The organism is Bacillus sp. GW823-FHT06A11, from assembly GCF_058795355.1.
In genome coordinates this window covers 1,506,757-1,523,670 of sequence record NZ_JBXAHS010000001.1, presented here as the reverse complement: position 1 = coordinate 1,523,670, position 16,914 = coordinate 1,506,757, and the positions used below count along the sequence as shown (strand labels likewise).

Sequence of the window (16,914 nt, the reverse complement as noted above, 5' to 3'; positions counted from 1 at the left end):
AGTTACGAATGAAAAAGTAACGGGTCAATTCGAAATCGTGAAAGTAGATGCGGAAGATAAAACGAAAGTATTATCAGACGCAGAATTCGAAGTGTATAAAGATGGTAAAAAGGTAGCGGAACTGAAAACAGATGAGAGTGGAAAAGTGATGTCACCAAAATTACCGCTAGGTGAATACACAGTGAAAGAAACGAAAGCACCAGCGGGCTACAAGCTTTCAAATAAAGAATGGAAAGTAACAATTCAAAACGAGAAAGAAGTAGTAAAAGTAGAGGCAGAAAACGAAAAAATCTTAGGTTCTCTACAAATTATTAAAATGGATGATAAAGATCAAACGAAACGCTTAGCAGGCGCAGAATTTACATTGAAAGATGCGAAAGGAAATGTTGTAAAAGAAGGAATTACAACAGATAAGTCTGGAACGGTTAAAGTAGACGGACTTGTGCCAGGTGAATATACGTTAGAAGAAACAAAAGCACCAGAAGGTTATGAGTTAACAAAACAAATAATTCATGTAACAGTTGACGGTGAAAAAGTTGTTGATGTAAAAGTAACGAACAGTAAGAGTCTTGGTCAATTCGAAATTGTAAAAGTAGATGCGGAAGATAAAACGAAAGTATTATCAGACGCAGAATTCGAAGTGTATAAAGATGGTAAAAAAGTAGATACGTTACGAACAGATAAAACTGGTAAAGTAGTTTCACAGAAATTAGAACCAGGAAAGTACACATTAAAAGAAACGAAAGCACCACAAGGATATAAATTGCTAAAAGAAGAAATTGAAGTCGTTGTGGAAGCGGACAAAGTAGTAGAAGTACAAGTAGAAAATGCAAAAGAACTAGGAAGCTTACAAGTAATCAAAAAGGATGCAGAGAATGGAAAAGTTCTAGCGGGTGCGGAATTTAAATTAAAGAACGAAGCTGGTCAAGTAGTTGGAGAAGCGAAAACAACGAATAAAGACGGCGTTGTGAAATTCGAAAGCTTAGTGCCAGGAAAGTATACGTTAGAAGAAACGAAAGCACCAGAAGGTTATAAAGCGTTAGAAGTAACAGTAGAAGTAAATGTTGTAGCAAATGAAGTAGTAAAACAAGAAGTTATGAATGAAAAAGTGAAAGAAGAAATTACAGGTCAATTAGAAATTACAAAGGTAGACGCTAATAATACAAATAAAATATTAGCAGGCGCAGTGTTTGAAATTTGGAAAGACGGAACAAAAATCGACACATTAACAACAAATAAGAGCGGTAAAGCGACTTCTAAGAAGTTAGAACCAGGAGATTACACTTTAAAAGAAATCCAAGCGCCAGAAGGATATACTTTATCCGATAAGGAAATGAAATTTACGATTTCTAATGAAAAAATTGAATTTGTAAAACTTCAAATTACAAATAAAAAAGATACAGAAAAAGGTCCGGAAAAACCAGGGTGAAGGAACAGAAAAACCAGGTGAAGGAACAGAAAAACCAGGTGAAGGAACAGAAAAACCAGGTGAAGGAACAGAAAAACCAGGTGAAGGAACAGAGAAGCCAGGTGAAGGAACAGAGAAGCCAGGTGAAGGAACAGAGAAGCCAGGTGAAGGAACAGAGAAGCCGGGTGAAGGAACAGAAAAACCAGGTGAGGGAGTAGAAAAACCTAATTTACCAGAAAAAGGACAAGGTTCTTCTAATAATCAACAACTTCCAGCTACAGGACACAATACGAATTACGTTCCATTCATCGGTTTTATGCTTCTGTTACTAGGAATACGTTTAAGATTCATGGCTAAAAATAGTTAAAAGATGTATAAAAGGCATCAGAGATTATACAATCTCTGATGCCTTTTAAATTAATACAGATAAATATTTTAAGCTTCAATTACGCTAAGCATTCTGTTTATAAATGCAGCTGCGTGTGCACGTTGTGATGGTCCTTTTGGTACGAATTGATTAAATTCATTACCTTTTACAATTCCATATCCATACACTCTTTGTACTTCTTCTTTAGCGTAAATTAAGTTTTGGTCTACGAATGGTAGTTCAACTTGTTTTGCAAAAATACCAGCGTGTTTTAGAGAACGATCAATCATAATAACAGCTTCTTCGCGTGTAATTGTAGTATTTGGATCAAATGTATTATCACCACGTCCGCGGATTATGCCTGCGCTTGCTGCACGATTAATACCGTCTCTTAAAGATGGGTGTACTTGTTCTAAGTCTGTGAACTTAGCGTTTCCACTTGGTAATTGTAAAGCACGAGTAATTAGTGTAGCAAATTCAGCACGCGTTACAAGACGTTCTGGGAAGTACTTGCCGTTCCCTTCTCCTTGCATAATGCCTCTAGCTGCTAATTGACGAATGTCTTGTTCATACCATCCACCTGTAATGTCATCAGTTACGGGATTTTTTTGGTTTTCCTTATAGTATGTTTCAGTTCCTTTTAAGAAAGCATTCCATTGTCCGCGTTGAATCATAAACGCAGGGCAGTTTTTTCCTGACCAAAATTGGTGTTTTTGGACCTTATCTAGAGAAATATTTAAGTCGTTCATTAAATAAGCTGCCAATTTACGGGCATTTTCTACCGCTTTTTCATAGTTTCCATCTTGATTAACGGCAATTTCAATTCCGATAGATTCATAGTTTCCAGTTTTATTTCCAGCATGCCATCCAACTTCATTTACTGGAAGATGTTGATAAATTTCTTTATCATCTACTGTGAAATGCCAAGATGCGGCGCGATCAGCTGTTCCGCGTGCTTGATTATCTAAGAATTTTGCATGATTTAGAGCATTGGCACCTTTCGCTGTATTAGCCGTTTCGTGAATCGTAATATATTTAGGTACCATCGGGTAGCCAGGGCGAATATCGTCATTTCCTTTTGGGACAATCATTTCTTTAAATGTAACGCCATAAATATTGTTTGTTTGTAGAGCTTCCGGAGCTCTCAATAAACTATTTTTAGCAGTACGACTGTTTTTTAATAATGAAGCTTTTGTACCTTCAAATGTAGCAGAAGGTGCATAAATCCATTTTGCTGTTTCGTTTATTTGGACTTTAAACCAATTTCCAGCTTGTTCAGTAGGAGTAATGACTTGTGGTTGTAGTTTCCCTTCTTCTTTAAACGATTGGAACGGAAGGGCATGTATGGAAGCTTCTTCTTTTACGATTAATTTTTGGTTAGATAGTTTATGAATCTCTTGAACTTCTAAGCTATTATCATTGTTATCTATCCATCCAGCGCCAGTTGGCGTCGTTATGTAGTAAGCATTTCCTTTTTTCTTTGTCGCCGTTACGACTTGTTCTGTAATCTCGATATTCGATTTGTTTTTTAAATCATTCGCGGTATATAATGAATGTTTTTTTGAAGTGTATAGTAGGAATTGGCCAGTAACCTCGATATCTTCTTCATGAGTACTATGCTCATTAACATGCTCTTTAATACTTTTAAAAACTTGATCCTCCGTATATACTTCGGCGGATTTTTCAGCACTCTCTGCAAATGAATAAGTAGGTGCAAGAACAGTTTGTAATGCAAGAGAGAGAGTTAAAACACTATAAAATTTCTTTTTCATATTTTTTTTAACACATTAGATTATAGAATCTAGTGTTAACATTCCTCCTTTTTATATTGTATTTTCACTATGTATCGATTTTAACACTAATAAATTTTAACAAGAGAAAATCAGGATGTCTATATACATGAGCGATATTCATAAAAAGAATTATTTGAAAAAATGTAAGAGAAACAGGTAAAACCTTCTGTATTGACCTGTAAACGCCCTTCAAGTAAACTAAAGAGAGTTTGCAAATGAAAAGGTGATAATGTGTTAATTTCAATTAAAACGTTACAAGATGATCGTTTTTTACGTCCGCTACAAAATATTGGCGGCTTATTTTTTGAAGATAGTACGATTGGATTTGAACAAGAGGAAGCGAATCTGATCGTTGATATACACATTGAGGATAATGTGAAAGCATCCGCTCGATTAACGGATGTTAGCACAGGAAATGTGTATGAAGAAACATTCTCGAAAGATTTATCTGCTTTCACAGATGAAAAAGAGCGTATGAAGCAAGTGAAGCATGTTGTTTCTTATGTATATCTTTCTGTTCTTCAGCAGTTAACTGGACTTGAACAAAGCTGGGGTATTTTAACGGGAGTACGTCCGACGAAACTTCTTCATAAAATGCTTCAAAATGGTATGTCAAAAGAAGAAGCGCATCAAGAACTTCGTGAAAGTTATTTAATTCATGAAGAGAAAATTGAACTTCTTCAGCGTATTGTTGATTGCCAATTAGCAGTTGTTCCGGATTTATACCGTTTGAAAGAAGAAGTAAGTATTTATATCGGTATTCCGTTCTGCCCAACGAAATGTGCATACTGTACATTCCCGGCTTATGCGATTAATGGACGCCAAGGGTCTGTTGATTCGTTCTTAGGTGGTTTACATTATGAAGTTCGTGAAATTGGTAAGTTTTTAAAAGAAAAAGGTGTGAAAGTTACGACGATTTATTATGGCGGCGGTACACCTACAAGTATTACAGCAGAAGAGATGGATATGCTGTATGAAGAAATGTACGAAGCGTTCCCAGACGTGAAAAATGTACGTGAAGTTACAGTTGAGGCAGGTCGTCCAGATACAATCACGCCAGCAAAGCTAGAAGTGTTAAATAAATGGAACATTGACCGTATTAGTATTAATCCGCAGTCATACCATCAAGAGACACTAAAAGCAATTGGACGTCATCATACTGTAGAAGAAACAATTGAGAAATACCATTTAGCTCGTGAAATGGGAATGAACAATATTAATATGGACTTAATTATTGGTCTTCCTGGTGAAGGGTTAGATATCTTCAAGCATACGTTAGATGAAACAGAAAAGTTAATGCCAGAATCATTAACAGTTCATACGTTATCATTTAAACGTGCTTCTGAAATGACGCAAAACAAACGTAAATATAAAGTAGCAGGTCGCGAAGAAATTACAGCGATGATGCACGAAGCAGAAGAATGGACGCAAAAGCATAATTACGTACCATATTACCTATATCGTCAAAAGAATATTTTAGGTAACTTAGAGAACGTTGGTTATGCAATGCCGACGCAAGAAAGTATTTACAACATTGTCATTATGGAAGAAGTACAATCAATTATCGGACTTGGTTGCGGTGCATCAAGTAAATTTGTTCATCCGAAGACGGGGGCAATTACGCACTTCGCGAATCCGAAAGATCCAAAATCATATAACGATGGCTTCGTAAAATATACAGAAGATAAATTGAAAATTTTAGAAGAGCTATTCGCATAAGAAGAAAGAGGTTGTTCCGAGTCGGAACAACCTCTTTTTATCCTGCAGTAACGGGGGCCGATTATATCTTGTCAGTTTTTGTCGGTAAGTCGATATATTCGAAAAATCGCCGATATAATTTCATTTACCGTCTAGCGGTACCGTATGTAAAACTATGTCGATAATAATCAGAAAAATTAGTCAAAACATTGAAGGACAATGTCTACTTATAGACGAAATGATAGATTTATGAAAGAGAAAAGGGGGAAATTGTTGGCATGTACATGACGATAGGGAGAATTTTTGATTTATCTGTTGGTAAGTATACGAATAAAGAGGCGTTAGTGGAACCTGAAAAAAATATTCGCTGGACATATAAACAGTGGGATGAACAAATAAATAAAACGGCACACGCTTTATTAGAAGACGGAGTAAGAAAGGGAGATACAGTATCTGTTTACTTATATAACTGCCATGAATTTGTAAACGTTTACTTAGCTTGTGCGAAAATTGGTGCGATTTTTAACCCGATTAACTTCCGCTTAAAGGCGAAAGAAGTATCTTATATTCTTCAGGACGCATCCTCGAAAGTCGTTGTCTTTGAAAAAGCAGTTGATTCAACTGTTGCTATCATTGAACGAGATTTTCCAAATACATCTTTTTGGTCTATAGAAAACGATAAACCTTCCTATGCAAGTTCCTACCATGAAAAAGTGAATGCAGCATCTTCTGAGAAAGTAAATATCGAAATTGATGAAATGGATTATTGTTCAATGCTTTATACGAGCGGTACGACAGGTCATCCGAAAGGCGTATTACATCGTCATCGTGAAATGGCTGAGCATAGTATGATTTGTACGTATTTCCTAAAATATAATAGAGATAGCGTTGGGCTTGTTGTTGCACCTTTATATCACTGTGGTGAATTAAATGCCGGAATCATACCACGCATTCAAGTTGGCGGAAAGAATGTCATTTTGCATCATTTTGATACAGAAACAGTATTACATACGATTCAAGAAGAAAAGATTACGACGTTCTTTGCAGCACCGACGATGTGGAATATGTTGTTGCAAAAAGATTTAATTCAGTATGATTTAACTTCAATGAAAATCGGTATATATGGCGGAGCGGCAATGGCACCGGCGTTAGTGAAGGAATGTAAAGAACGTCTTTATATTGACCTTGTTCAAATATACGGAATGACAGAAATGGGACCAGTTGTGGCGTTTCTCGTAGAGGAGGATCAAATTACGAAAGCTGGTTCAGCAGGCACGCCATGCTTTAGTCATGAAGTTCGTATTGTGAAACCGAACGAGGATGCACCGGCAGAACCAGATGATGTATTACCTCCATATGAAGTAGGAGAAATTATTTTACGCGGCCCAACTATGATGGCTGGCTATCATAATCGCGAAGAGGCAAATAAAAAATCGATGTATAAAGGATGGTATCATTCTGGTGATTTAGGATACTTTGATAAGGATGGTTATTTATTCGTTGCAGATCGTGTTGATGATATGGTAATTAGCGGTGGCGTAAATATTTACCCTCGTGAAATTGAAGATTTCCTTCATAGTCATCCCGGTATATTAGATGTGGCGGTACTTGGTGAGCCAGATGAATTATGGGGAGAGCGTGTTGTAGCAGTTATTGTGAAGAAAGATGAAACAATAACAGAAGCTGATTTAGAAACGTATTGCAAAGAAAGTGACGAATTAGCAGATTATAAGCGTCCACGTCATTATTTATTTGTAGATGAACTTCCACGTAATGCGAGCGGGAAGTTGCAGAAGTTTGTGCTGAGGGAGTCACTGAAAGGTGCGAAAAAATAGAAAATGAAGGATGCCCCATATCTATGGGGTATCCTTCATTTTTCTGTATTAAACAGAAGAAACAATATCTTTTTCAATTCTCATTTCTTCTTGGTGAAGGTTAATTAGCGCATTTGAAATAAGGTGGAAAAACAAAATGGATGTAATGTCCAAAAAGAAAAGACACCTTAAGGTGCCTCTCTCCGACTTGAACCATTTCATTTCATACGAATCGGAATCTATCCGTATTACCATTACCCCTTTGTTATGAGTGTAAACACACACTATAAAGCAGAATCGTCTATATACACTAGATTGTTAGTTCACAAAAGACAAGAGATTTGAGATCAATATCGAAGTGACGCCACATCCCCTATAATAATTGATATGTTACGCCTTTTAAAAGAATCTGCTTTATAGAACGTGCCCACAAGTTATATTTTACTACATGTAATATTCATTTAGTGTATTTTTTAATGAATATGTATAATTACATAAACTGTATGAAAAAAAAGAGAGTATACTCTAACATTTTGTAATAAAGATAAAGCCCGCTTACGGAATAGGGGGCTTTTCTTACTTTTTATAGATATTTATTCCAATTATATTATCAGATGAATCTAAACGAATATAAACGTCAGCTGATAAAAGGTGTGCATTATATATTCGTTGTTTATATGTTGATATCTCGAAGCGTTTTCCATTTAATTCACATTCTAGAATAATCATATCGCCATGTTCTTTCCAATTTATTAATTTAGCAGTTGTATTCATATAAACCTCCTCTGAATCATTTTATGAAAATTAATAGAGATAGTGTGAGAAAGGAGTTTATATAACAAAAAAAGACACCTTAAGTGTCTTTTTTGATTACTATAAAAGTCGTTGGATGAAATAGGTTTCTATTTTTATTTACGTGAAAACCCTTCTTCATCAAGGTATTCCGCAGCTTCTGGATAAGAGTTGAATGTACCGTCTAAGTTTACACCAGCGTACACGTTCCACATGTCATCCTCTGAAATAAGAGTAAGAATATGACCATCTTCGTTCTGCCATTCTTCTTCTTTTGCAGGTTCTACAGGTGCTACTACTTCTTCTTGTGATAGAAGGTCAATTGATTTCTCAATTACTGAACGTAACTCTTCTGCTGAAAACTCACGGATGTTAACCATACCCTTATCATCCGTTTTGTAACCTTTAATACCGCTTGCATACACAAATCCATTTCCATTTGGGTGTAAATGAAATACAACGTTCTTTTTATCTAAACGACTTTCTTCAAAGTGGAAGTTTACACGTTTTAATGATACGTTCTTTCTTTCTAGTTCTGGGAAAGATTCAATAATCGATAATTTTTCTTCAAAAGTTAGCATAGTGCCTCCAAGTATATAGTAAAAGATTTAATTTGTTCATTATAGCATAGTTGCAATTGTTTCCAAAGATAAGGGGGAAACTTTTCATTGAATACGTTTACGTCACGAGAATGTAAAAAGTGAGCTAACGAATGTATCTTTTTAGGTGTACAATGGAACATGGACTTTATACAAAGGTGGTTTTTTTATGTTTCAAAAAATAGTAAAGGAATGTTTAGCAGGATTTACTGTTGCGATTGTTGCGTTACCACTTGCGATTGCATTTGGTATTGCCGCGACAGGAACGTCTGAGGGAGCGCTTGTTGGATTGTATGGTGCGATTTTTGCAGGTTTATTCGCAGCGTTATTTGGCGGGACACCTGGGCAAGTAACGGGGCCAACTGGACCAATTACCGTTATCGCAACAGGAGTTATTGCGACGCACGGGTTAGAGGCAAGTTTTATTGCCTTTATGATGGCAGGGTTATTTCAAATTTTATTCGGTGTATGTAAGCTCGGTTCTTACGTTCGATATATTCCGTATCCTGTCGTTTCGGGATTTATGAATGGTATTGCATTAATCATTATTTTAGGTGAAATAAAGCACGTACAAAATAGTTTTCTACTTGTTGTGTTAACGATTATTGTAATGATTGTTTCTGGTAAGTGGATTAAGGCGATTCCGTCTAGTTTAGTAGCACTAGTCGGTGTGACAGCTTTGCTACCTTTATTTTCTTCCCTACTCGAAGGACTTACAGTAAATTTACCGATTATCGGAAATCTTTCATTAAATAAAGTAATTGAAAAGATTGGAACCATTCCAGAAGCGATGCCTACGCTTCATATTCCATCTTTAAGTGGAACAGGAATAGCAGCACTTATTTTACCAGCGCTTAGTATTGCTTTATTAGGATCGATTGACTCGTTGTTAACATCGGTCGTAATGGATAATGTGACAGGTACACGTCATAAAAGTAATAAAGAGCTCGTTGGACAAGGTATCGGTAATATGATGAGCGGATTGTTTGGCGGATTAGCAGGTGCAGGTGCGACTGTAAGGTCTATCGTGAATATAAGAAGTGGCGGTAAAACGGCACTTTCGGCATGTATGCATAGTGTTATCTTATTCATTTTTATTATGGGTCTTGGTTCGGTCGTACAATATATTCCACTTGCTGTACTATCAGGTATTTTAATTTTAACTGGTATTGGAATGTTCGATTGGGAAAGCATGAAAAAGATGCATGTCACTCCTAAAGGTGATGTCGTTGTTATGCTCGTAACGATGATTGTAACGGTGAAGTTCGATTTAATGATTGCTGTTGCATTCGGTATTATTCTTTCGTTCATCATATATATGGTGAAATGTAAAGAACGTAAAACTTCTATCGTAAAAGAAAGAGAAGAAACGTATACAATTCAAGGACCGCTCTCTTTCTTATCAGTAGATCGTATTTTCTCTACTTTACAAGATGTGAAGTCACCGGTTGTTTTACGTATGAAAGATGTGCGTTATATGGATGTATCAGGAGCTATGGCATTATTAAATTTTGTTGAGCAATCAAATAAAGCAGGGGCAAGTGTAAAGCTTGAGCAAGTACACCCGAGTATTGAAAAAACAATCGTAGTAATGGCAAGCGATGAACAGAAAGAGCAATTGAAAATCTTAAGTGTTTAGATGGTAATTGGAATATCTCACAATCTTACATACATTATAATGTAGAGTTGTGGGATATTCTTATAATGTTTTTAGTAATATGTACCGCAGTGATAGAGAAGAGCTCTTTTTGAGTAACGAAAACAGTTATAATGTGCACATATAATGGAAGGTATTGGAAATTAGAGTGTGAAGAGATAGGCGTGAATTGGTTCTCTTTTCTATTTTGTAAAAAAAACCAAGTATTCAACCTATAATAAATTTGTTATGATAACCAATGGGATAAAGTGAATCCCTATCGTTTAAAACAATATGTTTGAGAGTATATGTATAAAAGAAAAGAGAAAAAATATGAATAAAACATTTGTAAAAGGAGCAGCGATTTTAACAATTACAACCTTTTTGTCAAAATTGCTTGGTAGTTTTTTTCAAATTCCATTACAAAATATTGCAGGAGATGAAGTGCTCGGTATTTTCCGCCTTGTTTTTCCTGTATATATGATTGCTCTTACATTATCGGTAGCCGGAGTTCCACTTGCAATTTCGAAATTAATTGCAGAGTTGAACGAAAAAAATAAGCAAAAGGAAATTGCGAAATTATTTACATCAGCGTCAATTATAGGGATAGCATTTGGCGTTTTCGGCTGTTTAGTCATTGTATTATTTTCTATTGAAATTGCAAATATGCTTGGTGGACAAGAAACTAGAATGCCGTTGCTTATTACTTCATTAGCATTACTCATTGCTCCATACATGGCAGTTTATAGAGGGTATTTTCAAGGTTTCGGTGATATGAAACCAACAGGGGTATCACAGGTCATTGAGCAATTTGTACGTGTGTTTTTTATGTTAATAATTGCTTACATACTAGTATCATGGGATAAGAGTAATACTGTTATTACTAGTGGTGCGATGGTTGGCTCTTTTCTTGGAGTCATTAGTTCCCTTATATATTTGCGTATAAAATATAATAGAAGTCCATACTACAATAAAAGCAATTCCTATTCACTCCGAGATTTAAGAGAAAACGGCAAAAAGATATTGCGGGTATCGATCCCAATCGCTATCGGAGCTTTATCAATGCCACTTTTAAATTTAGTAGACTCGCTTACAATACCGCATGTATTACAAGGATCATCAACAGAAATTCAAGAACAATTTGGAATATACAGTCGCGGTTTTGCATTCACGCAAATAATTGTTATTTTTGCAAGTGCAATTGTATTTCCGTTAATACCACTCTTAACTTCCGCATTGGCCAAAAGAGATATAAATTTGGCGAAAATAACAATTCAAAATACAAATCGACTAGCGCATGTTTTGACAGCACCGTTAACAATATGGTTGATGGCATTAACAGTACCGTTAAATGTCGGATTGTTCACAGACGTAAAAGGCAGTAGTATGTTAACAGTTATGATTGGCAGTTCGTATTTTACTGCGGTTATGGTATTATCAATAGGTGTTTTACAGGGCATTAATCGTTCTGCACAAGCTGCATGGATTGTTATTGGTGCGAGTTGTGTGAAAGTCGTGTTAAACATAATGTTCGTGCAGAAGTTTGGCATAGATGGAGCGGCGTATAGTACATTCATTACTTACGTATTGATTTGTATTGTAAATCATTTGTATATTCGAAGCTATATTGCCTATTCTATTCATTTAAAAAGCTTTTTTGGTGTGCTAGCAATAGCATCTATTTTAGGACTAGGATTGTATGAACTATTTAATGTGATAGATGTTACATTTTCAAGAATTATGACGTTATTATTCAGTGGTATAGCATTAAGTATTACAACCATTTTGTATGGTGTATGTGCTTTGAAATTAAAATGGATATCAATAAAAAAAATACCATTTTTGAAAAGATAAATATAAAAATTTAATTTTTTATTAAAATTCATATGAGCTGATAAAGAGGAAACTATGTAGGGTATTAAGTGTTTAGGTAAGGAATGGGTACCAGTTTATGTTAGATGAAATAAACGGTTACCTAGTTTTGGAGGAGATTTAGGGTGCGTTTAGTCTTATCAGGATATTATGGTTTTTATAATGTTGGAGACGAGGCGATTCTACAATCAATTATTGAATCGTTAAGTAAAGAGAACCCGGATATAGAACTAGTAGTACTATCAAATGATTCTAAATATACAAAGGAAATGTATGGTGTAGAATCGGTAGATCGCTGGGATATAAAAGCTGTTTATCATGCGATCAAAAACAGTGATGGAGTTATTAGTGGTGGCGGGAGCCTTCTTCAAGATCAGACAAGTACGAAGAGTATTCTATATTATACGGGTATTATGGGACTCGCTCGATTATTAAAAAAGCCGTATTATATTTATTCACAAGGAATAGGTCCAATTACAAAAGGATATAATCGTCTATTAGTAAAATGGAACTTGTCAAAAGCTTCCTATGTATCAGTTCGAGATGAGGATTCGTTTTTATATTTAAAAGGACTTGGCATAAAAAACGATATTGAAATTGTTCCAGACCCTGTTTTAACATGGAAACGGACAAAACAATCGGATTGGTTGCAAAAGCATTCGATACATGGAAAAGTAATCGCGGTTAGTGTGCGTTATTGGAATGCAAAAGAAGATTATATAAAAAAATTAGCTGCGGCATTAAAAAAATTAAAGCAAGAAGGATATCAAATTCTATTTGTTCCAATGCATGAGCCATTTGATCAAAAAGCTTCGCGTGAAGTAGTAGACTTAATGGGAGAAGAGACGTATATGCTTCCATATAAAATGGATATCGACGAGAAAATATTCATTTTATCACAATGTTCATTACTAATTGGTATGCGTCTTCATGCACTAGTTTTTTCTGCTGTAGCCAAAACTCCAATGGTCGGGATTTCATACGATCCGAAAATTGATTCGTTTTTAAGTCAAGTGAATCAGCCAGTTATAGGAAGTGTGGATGGCGAATGGAGTGCTGAATATTTATATGAAATTGCGAAAAAGCAATTAATGCAACAAGGAACTGTGCAGCAAGAGTTACAATTGACAATAGATGAGCTTCGGTTGCAAGGCAAACAGGCAACAAAGAAACTCATTGATCATATGGAAAAAGGCACTTTATTAAAAAAGTAAAGTGTCTTTTATTTTGTTTTGAATGTAATGAAAATTCTAATTAAAAAACGTTTTATTTTAATTCCTATTTATTATGCTAAAATGATTGTGAGTATTATATAATCAAATTTGTGATAATAAATTCGTAGATTACGAGGAGGATAACCTTGAAGACTTTTTCAAAAGGTATAACAGCAGTGGCATTAACGGGATCATTACTTTTAACTCCTATTTCAAGTTATGCGGCAAATGATGATATTACAGGACATATGTTTGAGACGCATATGCGCTCACTTATTACTAAAGGAGTTTTAATGGGGTATGGAGACAATGTATATGCGCCTGATAAATTAGTAACAAGAGCAGAGTTTGCTACATTCATAGCAAGGGCTTTAAATTTACCGAAAGCTGATTCGAATTTTGAGGATGTGCCGAAGACTTACGGTTTATATGATGGTGTAAGTAGAGCATATGGAGCGAAAATTATTAATGGTCGTACGAACGAGACATTCTCACCAAATGATGTGATTACACGTGAAGAAATGTCGATAATGGTAAAGCGAGCGTTAGACTATAAAAATATTAAAGTAGCTGTAAGTCCGCTTACCTTTACTGATAAAGATAGTATTAACTATAAAGAGCATGTGCAAGTTATGGTGGCTACTCAAATTATTAAAGGGTATCCAGAAGATAATACATTTAGACCACATTTATCAGCTACAAGAGGGATGGCTTCAGCTATGTTGGATCGTATGCTTCAGACGATTGAAAAAAACGGAAATAGCAATCCTGTAGAAACTAAGAAATATGTTGTGACAAATGTAAGAGAAAACGGAACAGAGCAAGAAGTAGAGCGCTATAATACGTATAAAGAAGCGGTTACGGCTGCTCAAAATAAAGGTATGAATGCGGTAAAATACGAGAACGAATTTTTATGGATTAAAGATGGTTTTGCAAGTGCGAAAAGAATAACTGGGCAAAACATCATTAATATTTATGATGAGAATTTATCAACAGTATATACGTATATTCAGTATGGAACAGAATTGAAAGTGTTAGAAGTTGGCGAAGATCGTGTGAAAGTTCAACTTTCTGGTTTGACAGGTTATGTGAAGAAGAATGAAATCACTTTAATTCCTACAAATGAAATGAAACAGTCGTCTTATTATGTGAAATCAGATGGATATTTATACCATAAATATTATACATATAATACAAGTTCACCTGGATATACAGAATTTAGATATGGTGTGGCACCTTCTTTCATGAAGCAAGGACAGCAAATGTATAGTGTAGATGGAAAGACATTTGGAGACGAAACTTTCTATCAATATTTCAATTATTTATCATTACGTTCGAAAACAGATTATACAGCTGAACAACTAGATAGTTATGTGAAATCGATTAAGCCAGACTCTCCATTAATTGGTTTAGGAAAGAAATTTAAAGAAGTAGAAAGCAAGTATAATGTAAATGCATTATTCTTATATTCATTAGCAATTCATGAAAGTTATTATGGAACAAGCGCTCTTGCAAAAGACAAAAATAATTTATTTGGTTTAAAAGCAACAGACGATAGTCCATATGGCAACGGAGAAGCATTCAATTCAAAAGAAGATTGTATTGAACATGCAGCACAATTATACATGAATGAAGGATATTTAAATCCAGGACATTGGCGTTATACAGCAACATATACAGGTGATAAAGCTGCTGGTTTAAATGCGAAATATGCATCTGATGCGAACTGGGGTAAAAAAGTAGCGGGGCATATGAACCGTTTTGATTCTTATTTAGGTAAAAAAGAATACAACAAGTACAAACTTGCACGTGTGATGAATAACGTGGAAGTGAAAAAGAATCCTAGTATATCAAATGAGCGACTGTATCGTTTAAATACAAATGTAGTTGTTACAGTTACTGGTGAAGAAATAATAAATGGAAAAGCGTGGGTTAAAGTTATTTCAGATAATCCTACTGTAACAGAAGCGTATATTGCGAAAGAAAGCTTAGAATACGTAAAACATTAATTAAATAAAAAAGAAGGTGCTACTGACATTTCGTAGCACCTTCTTTTTTATTCAATTTCAAAATCAACAATGATATAAGCGAGAATAACAACGAAGAAAATGCTAACGGCTGGCGCTGTTAATACGTGGCCAGACATAAAGCCAATGCCAAGTGATAGAATGAGTGTGCTCGCTAATAGCATATACTTTACAGTCATGATTTTCTTAAAGTTTGTGATCATGCGGATGAATAATTTAATACCAAAGTATAGAAGTGGTATTAAGTAAATAAGGAAACCGACAATTCCAAAGGCGAAAAATAGGTCATGGAAGTCCATTTCAATTAATTTAATTTTATCTGTGTAGTTACCAGCGTAACCCATTCCGAATAGTTTTTGTGAAAGCGGTGCGTCTTTATAGTACTGTTTGTATGTTTTTAAGAATTTGTCGCGATCACTGTAAATTAAACTTTTCACTTCAGAATCTGTAAGTTCACCTTTTGCATGTTTTTTTGCATCTTCTGGATCTTCTTTAATTACTTTTCCTTCTTTTCGATCTTTCTCTTCTTGTACTGATTTTTTGTATTCGTATATTTGCATGTGAATGCCCATATTTTTTGCGATAGGAGTATGCGGTGTAAGAGCAATTAAACCTCCTAGTATAACAGCTGCAACAACGGTATTTACAATATGTGTGAATCCTTTTCCTTCTTTTTTACGATTTATCATGTACTCAATGAATGAGAAGAAAAGTGCTACGCCTAATGTAATAACAATTGCGCCATATCCGACTTTCGTTCCGACCATAATACTTGCATACATCGCAAGTATTGTTGGAATCCAGTAATATATTTTCGAGAAAGAAGTTGTTTTATGAATTGAATATAAGACAATGATTGGGAACATAATGGCGAAAAGAGAACTTAAATCATTTCCAGCGAAGAACCAACCTCTTGAACCGATTTTTGAATGAGGATAGCTTGGGAAATCCGTTCCAGTTTGCATTGCGACAATCATTGTGATGCTTAAAATTAAAGTTGCATATAAGAAATATGTAATGATTTTATGAAATACATACTCTTTATTTTTTAGCTCTTTAAAGGCGATAATATATCCAAACAGTAGCACAATTGGATATACGCTCTTTAAAATGAATTTAACTTCTTCTCCAAATGAAACTGGAGATTTAACCATCATATTATTTACAAGACCGATTGCGAGTGCGATTCCGAGTAAACATAAATAGAGGATGTACTTTTTCGCATCTTGTTGTTTGTGATGAAGAAGTAGGTATCCTAATGCAAGAAGCATAAAGGCGAAACGGACTACAACTCCAACTGTTGCGCTCATGTGTAATATATAGATTGAAAAAGATGTTAATAAATCTAAAATTGGTTGAAACACAATGAATAGCAATAGGAAATGTGGGAAGTAGTTATCCGTTTGTTTCAACTTATTAACCATATGTTCCTCCAGTTCTTCATTCCTTTATTACAACACCCAAAAGATGGGTATAAAGCCTTTTTTACATAGTAAGGCGAATGAATTTCAATATTTGTTTTTTTATCAAACTTAAGAATACACCATTTCATTGTAATGGTAAATAGATGAAAAGCATGGATAAACCGACTTTAATTTCTATATTTTTCAACGGAATTGTATGTTTTATACGGTATATGTACAAATTGCGAGATTATTAGACAGAAAATTGAGAAAAAAGAAGGATTTTTCAAT

Annotated in this window: 10 protein-coding genes and 1 pseudogene; 7 read left to right on the top strand and 4 right to left on the bottom strand. The window is 34.9% G+C overall.

Annotation, left to right across the window (positions count from 1 at the left end; genetic code table 11):
* A pseudogene (locus tag AC1Q8L_RS07680) lies at positions 1 to 1,775 on the top strand (MSCRAMM family protein); the annotation flags it as partial.
* Between the two features lie 68 nt (positions 1,776 to 1,843).
* Here the strand turns inward: AC1Q8L_RS07680 and AC1Q8L_RS07675 are convergent.
* Positions 1,844 to 3,547, bottom strand: a complete 1,704-nt coding sequence (locus tag AC1Q8L_RS07675; RefSeq protein WP_000726527.1) for an S-layer homology domain-containing protein — start codon at positions 3,545 to 3,547, stop codon at positions 1,844 to 1,846.
* A 252-nt stretch (positions 3,548 to 3,799) separates the two neighbouring features.
* Between AC1Q8L_RS07675 and AC1Q8L_RS07670 the strand changes: the two genes are divergently transcribed.
* Both AC1Q8L_RS07670 and AC1Q8L_RS07665 read left to right on the top strand, forming a co-directional pair.
* Complete coding sequence (locus tag AC1Q8L_RS07670; RefSeq protein ID WP_000908776.1) at positions 3,800 to 5,287, top strand: coproporphyrinogen III oxidase; 1,488 nt, start codon at positions 3,800 to 3,802, stop codon at positions 5,285 to 5,287.
* Positions 5,288 to 5,544: 257 nt separating this feature from the next.
* Positions 5,545 to 7,101 carry a fatty acid--CoA ligase gene (locus AC1Q8L_RS07665; protein ID WP_098312152.1) on the top strand — a complete coding sequence of 519 codons (1,557 nt, stop codon included), beginning with the start codon at positions 5,545 to 5,547 and terminating at the stop codon, positions 7,099 to 7,101.
* A gap of 555 nt (positions 7,102 to 7,656) precedes the next feature.
* On the opposite strand, the gene AC1Q8L_RS07660 is transcribed toward AC1Q8L_RS07665, so the two are convergent.
* Positions 7,657 to 7,854 carry a hypothetical protein gene (locus AC1Q8L_RS07660; protein WP_001098258.1) on the bottom strand — a complete coding sequence of 66 codons (198 nt, stop codon included), beginning with the start codon at positions 7,852 to 7,854 and terminating at the stop codon, positions 7,657 to 7,659.
* A 134-nt stretch (positions 7,855 to 7,988) separates the two neighbouring features.
* Positions 7,989 to 8,453, bottom strand: coding sequence for a hypothetical protein (locus tag AC1Q8L_RS07655; protein ID WP_000954998.1), 465 nt, complete (start codon positions 8,451 to 8,453; stop codon positions 7,989 to 7,991).
* A gap of 187 nt (positions 8,454 to 8,640) precedes the next feature.
* Between AC1Q8L_RS07655 and AC1Q8L_RS07650 the strand changes: the two genes are divergently transcribed.
* The 4 genes from AC1Q8L_RS07650 (at position 8,641) to AC1Q8L_RS07635 (ending at position 15,202) form a co-directional block, all read left to right on the top strand.
* Positions 8,641 to 10,110 (top strand): SulP family inorganic anion transporter, encoded by a 1,470-nt coding sequence (locus AC1Q8L_RS07650; RefSeq protein WP_098312151.1) that lies wholly within the window; start codon positions 8,641 to 8,643, stop codon positions 10,108 to 10,110.
* Between the two features lie 330 nt (positions 10,111 to 10,440).
* Positions 10,441 to 11,961, top strand: coding sequence for a putative polysaccharide biosynthesis protein (locus AC1Q8L_RS07645; RefSeq protein ID WP_061660968.1), 1,521 nt, complete (start codon positions 10,441 to 10,443; stop codon positions 11,959 to 11,961).
* A 143-nt stretch (positions 11,962 to 12,104) separates the two neighbouring features.
* Complete coding sequence (gene csaB, locus AC1Q8L_RS07640) at positions 12,105 to 13,193, top strand: polysaccharide pyruvyl transferase CsaB (RefSeq protein ID WP_001241596.1); 1,089 nt, start codon at positions 12,105 to 12,107, stop codon at positions 13,191 to 13,193.
* 146 nt (positions 13,194 to 13,339) lie between these two features.
* Positions 13,340 to 15,202 carry an S-layer homology domain-containing protein gene (locus AC1Q8L_RS07635; RefSeq protein WP_061660967.1) on the top strand — a complete coding sequence of 621 codons (1,863 nt, stop codon included), beginning with the start codon at positions 13,340 to 13,342 and terminating at the stop codon, positions 15,200 to 15,202.
* A 47-nt stretch (positions 15,203 to 15,249) separates the two neighbouring features.
* On the opposite strand, the gene AC1Q8L_RS07630 is transcribed toward AC1Q8L_RS07635, so the two are convergent.
* Positions 15,250 to 16,644 carry an O-antigen ligase family protein gene (locus tag AC1Q8L_RS07630; RefSeq protein ID WP_098015365.1) on the bottom strand — a complete coding sequence of 465 codons (1,395 nt, stop codon included), beginning with the start codon at positions 16,642 to 16,644 and terminating at the stop codon, positions 15,250 to 15,252.
* Positions 16,645 to 16,914: the final 270 nt, after the last annotated feature.

Bases quoted from the DNA above. Each gene is read 5' to 3' on its own strand.
- AC1Q8L_RS07650 (WP_098312151.1), top strand. From the start codon at position 8,641: ATGTTTCAAAAAATAGTAAAGGAATGTTTAGCAGGATTTACTGTTGCG.
- AC1Q8L_RS07675 (WP_000726527.1), bottom strand. From the start codon at position 3,547: ATGAAAAAGAAATTTTATAGTGTTTTAACTCTCTCTCTTGCATTACAA.
- AC1Q8L_RS07665 (WP_098312152.1), top strand. From the start codon at position 5,545: ATGTACATGACGATAGGGAGAATTTTTGATTTATCTGTTGGTAAGTAT.
- AC1Q8L_RS07645 (WP_061660968.1), top strand. From the start codon at position 10,441: ATGAATAAAACATTTGTAAAAGGAGCAGCGATTTTAACAATTACAACC.
- AC1Q8L_RS07630 (WP_098015365.1), bottom strand. From the start codon at position 16,644: ATGGTTAATAAGTTGAAACAAACGGATAACTACTTCCCACATTTCCTA.
- AC1Q8L_RS07655 (WP_000954998.1), bottom strand. From the start codon at position 8,453: ATGCTAACTTTTGAAGAAAAATTATCGATTATTGAATCTTTCCCAGAA.
- AC1Q8L_RS07660 (WP_001098258.1), bottom strand. From the start codon at position 7,854: ATGAATACAACTGCTAAATTAATAAATTGGAAAGAACATGGCGATATG.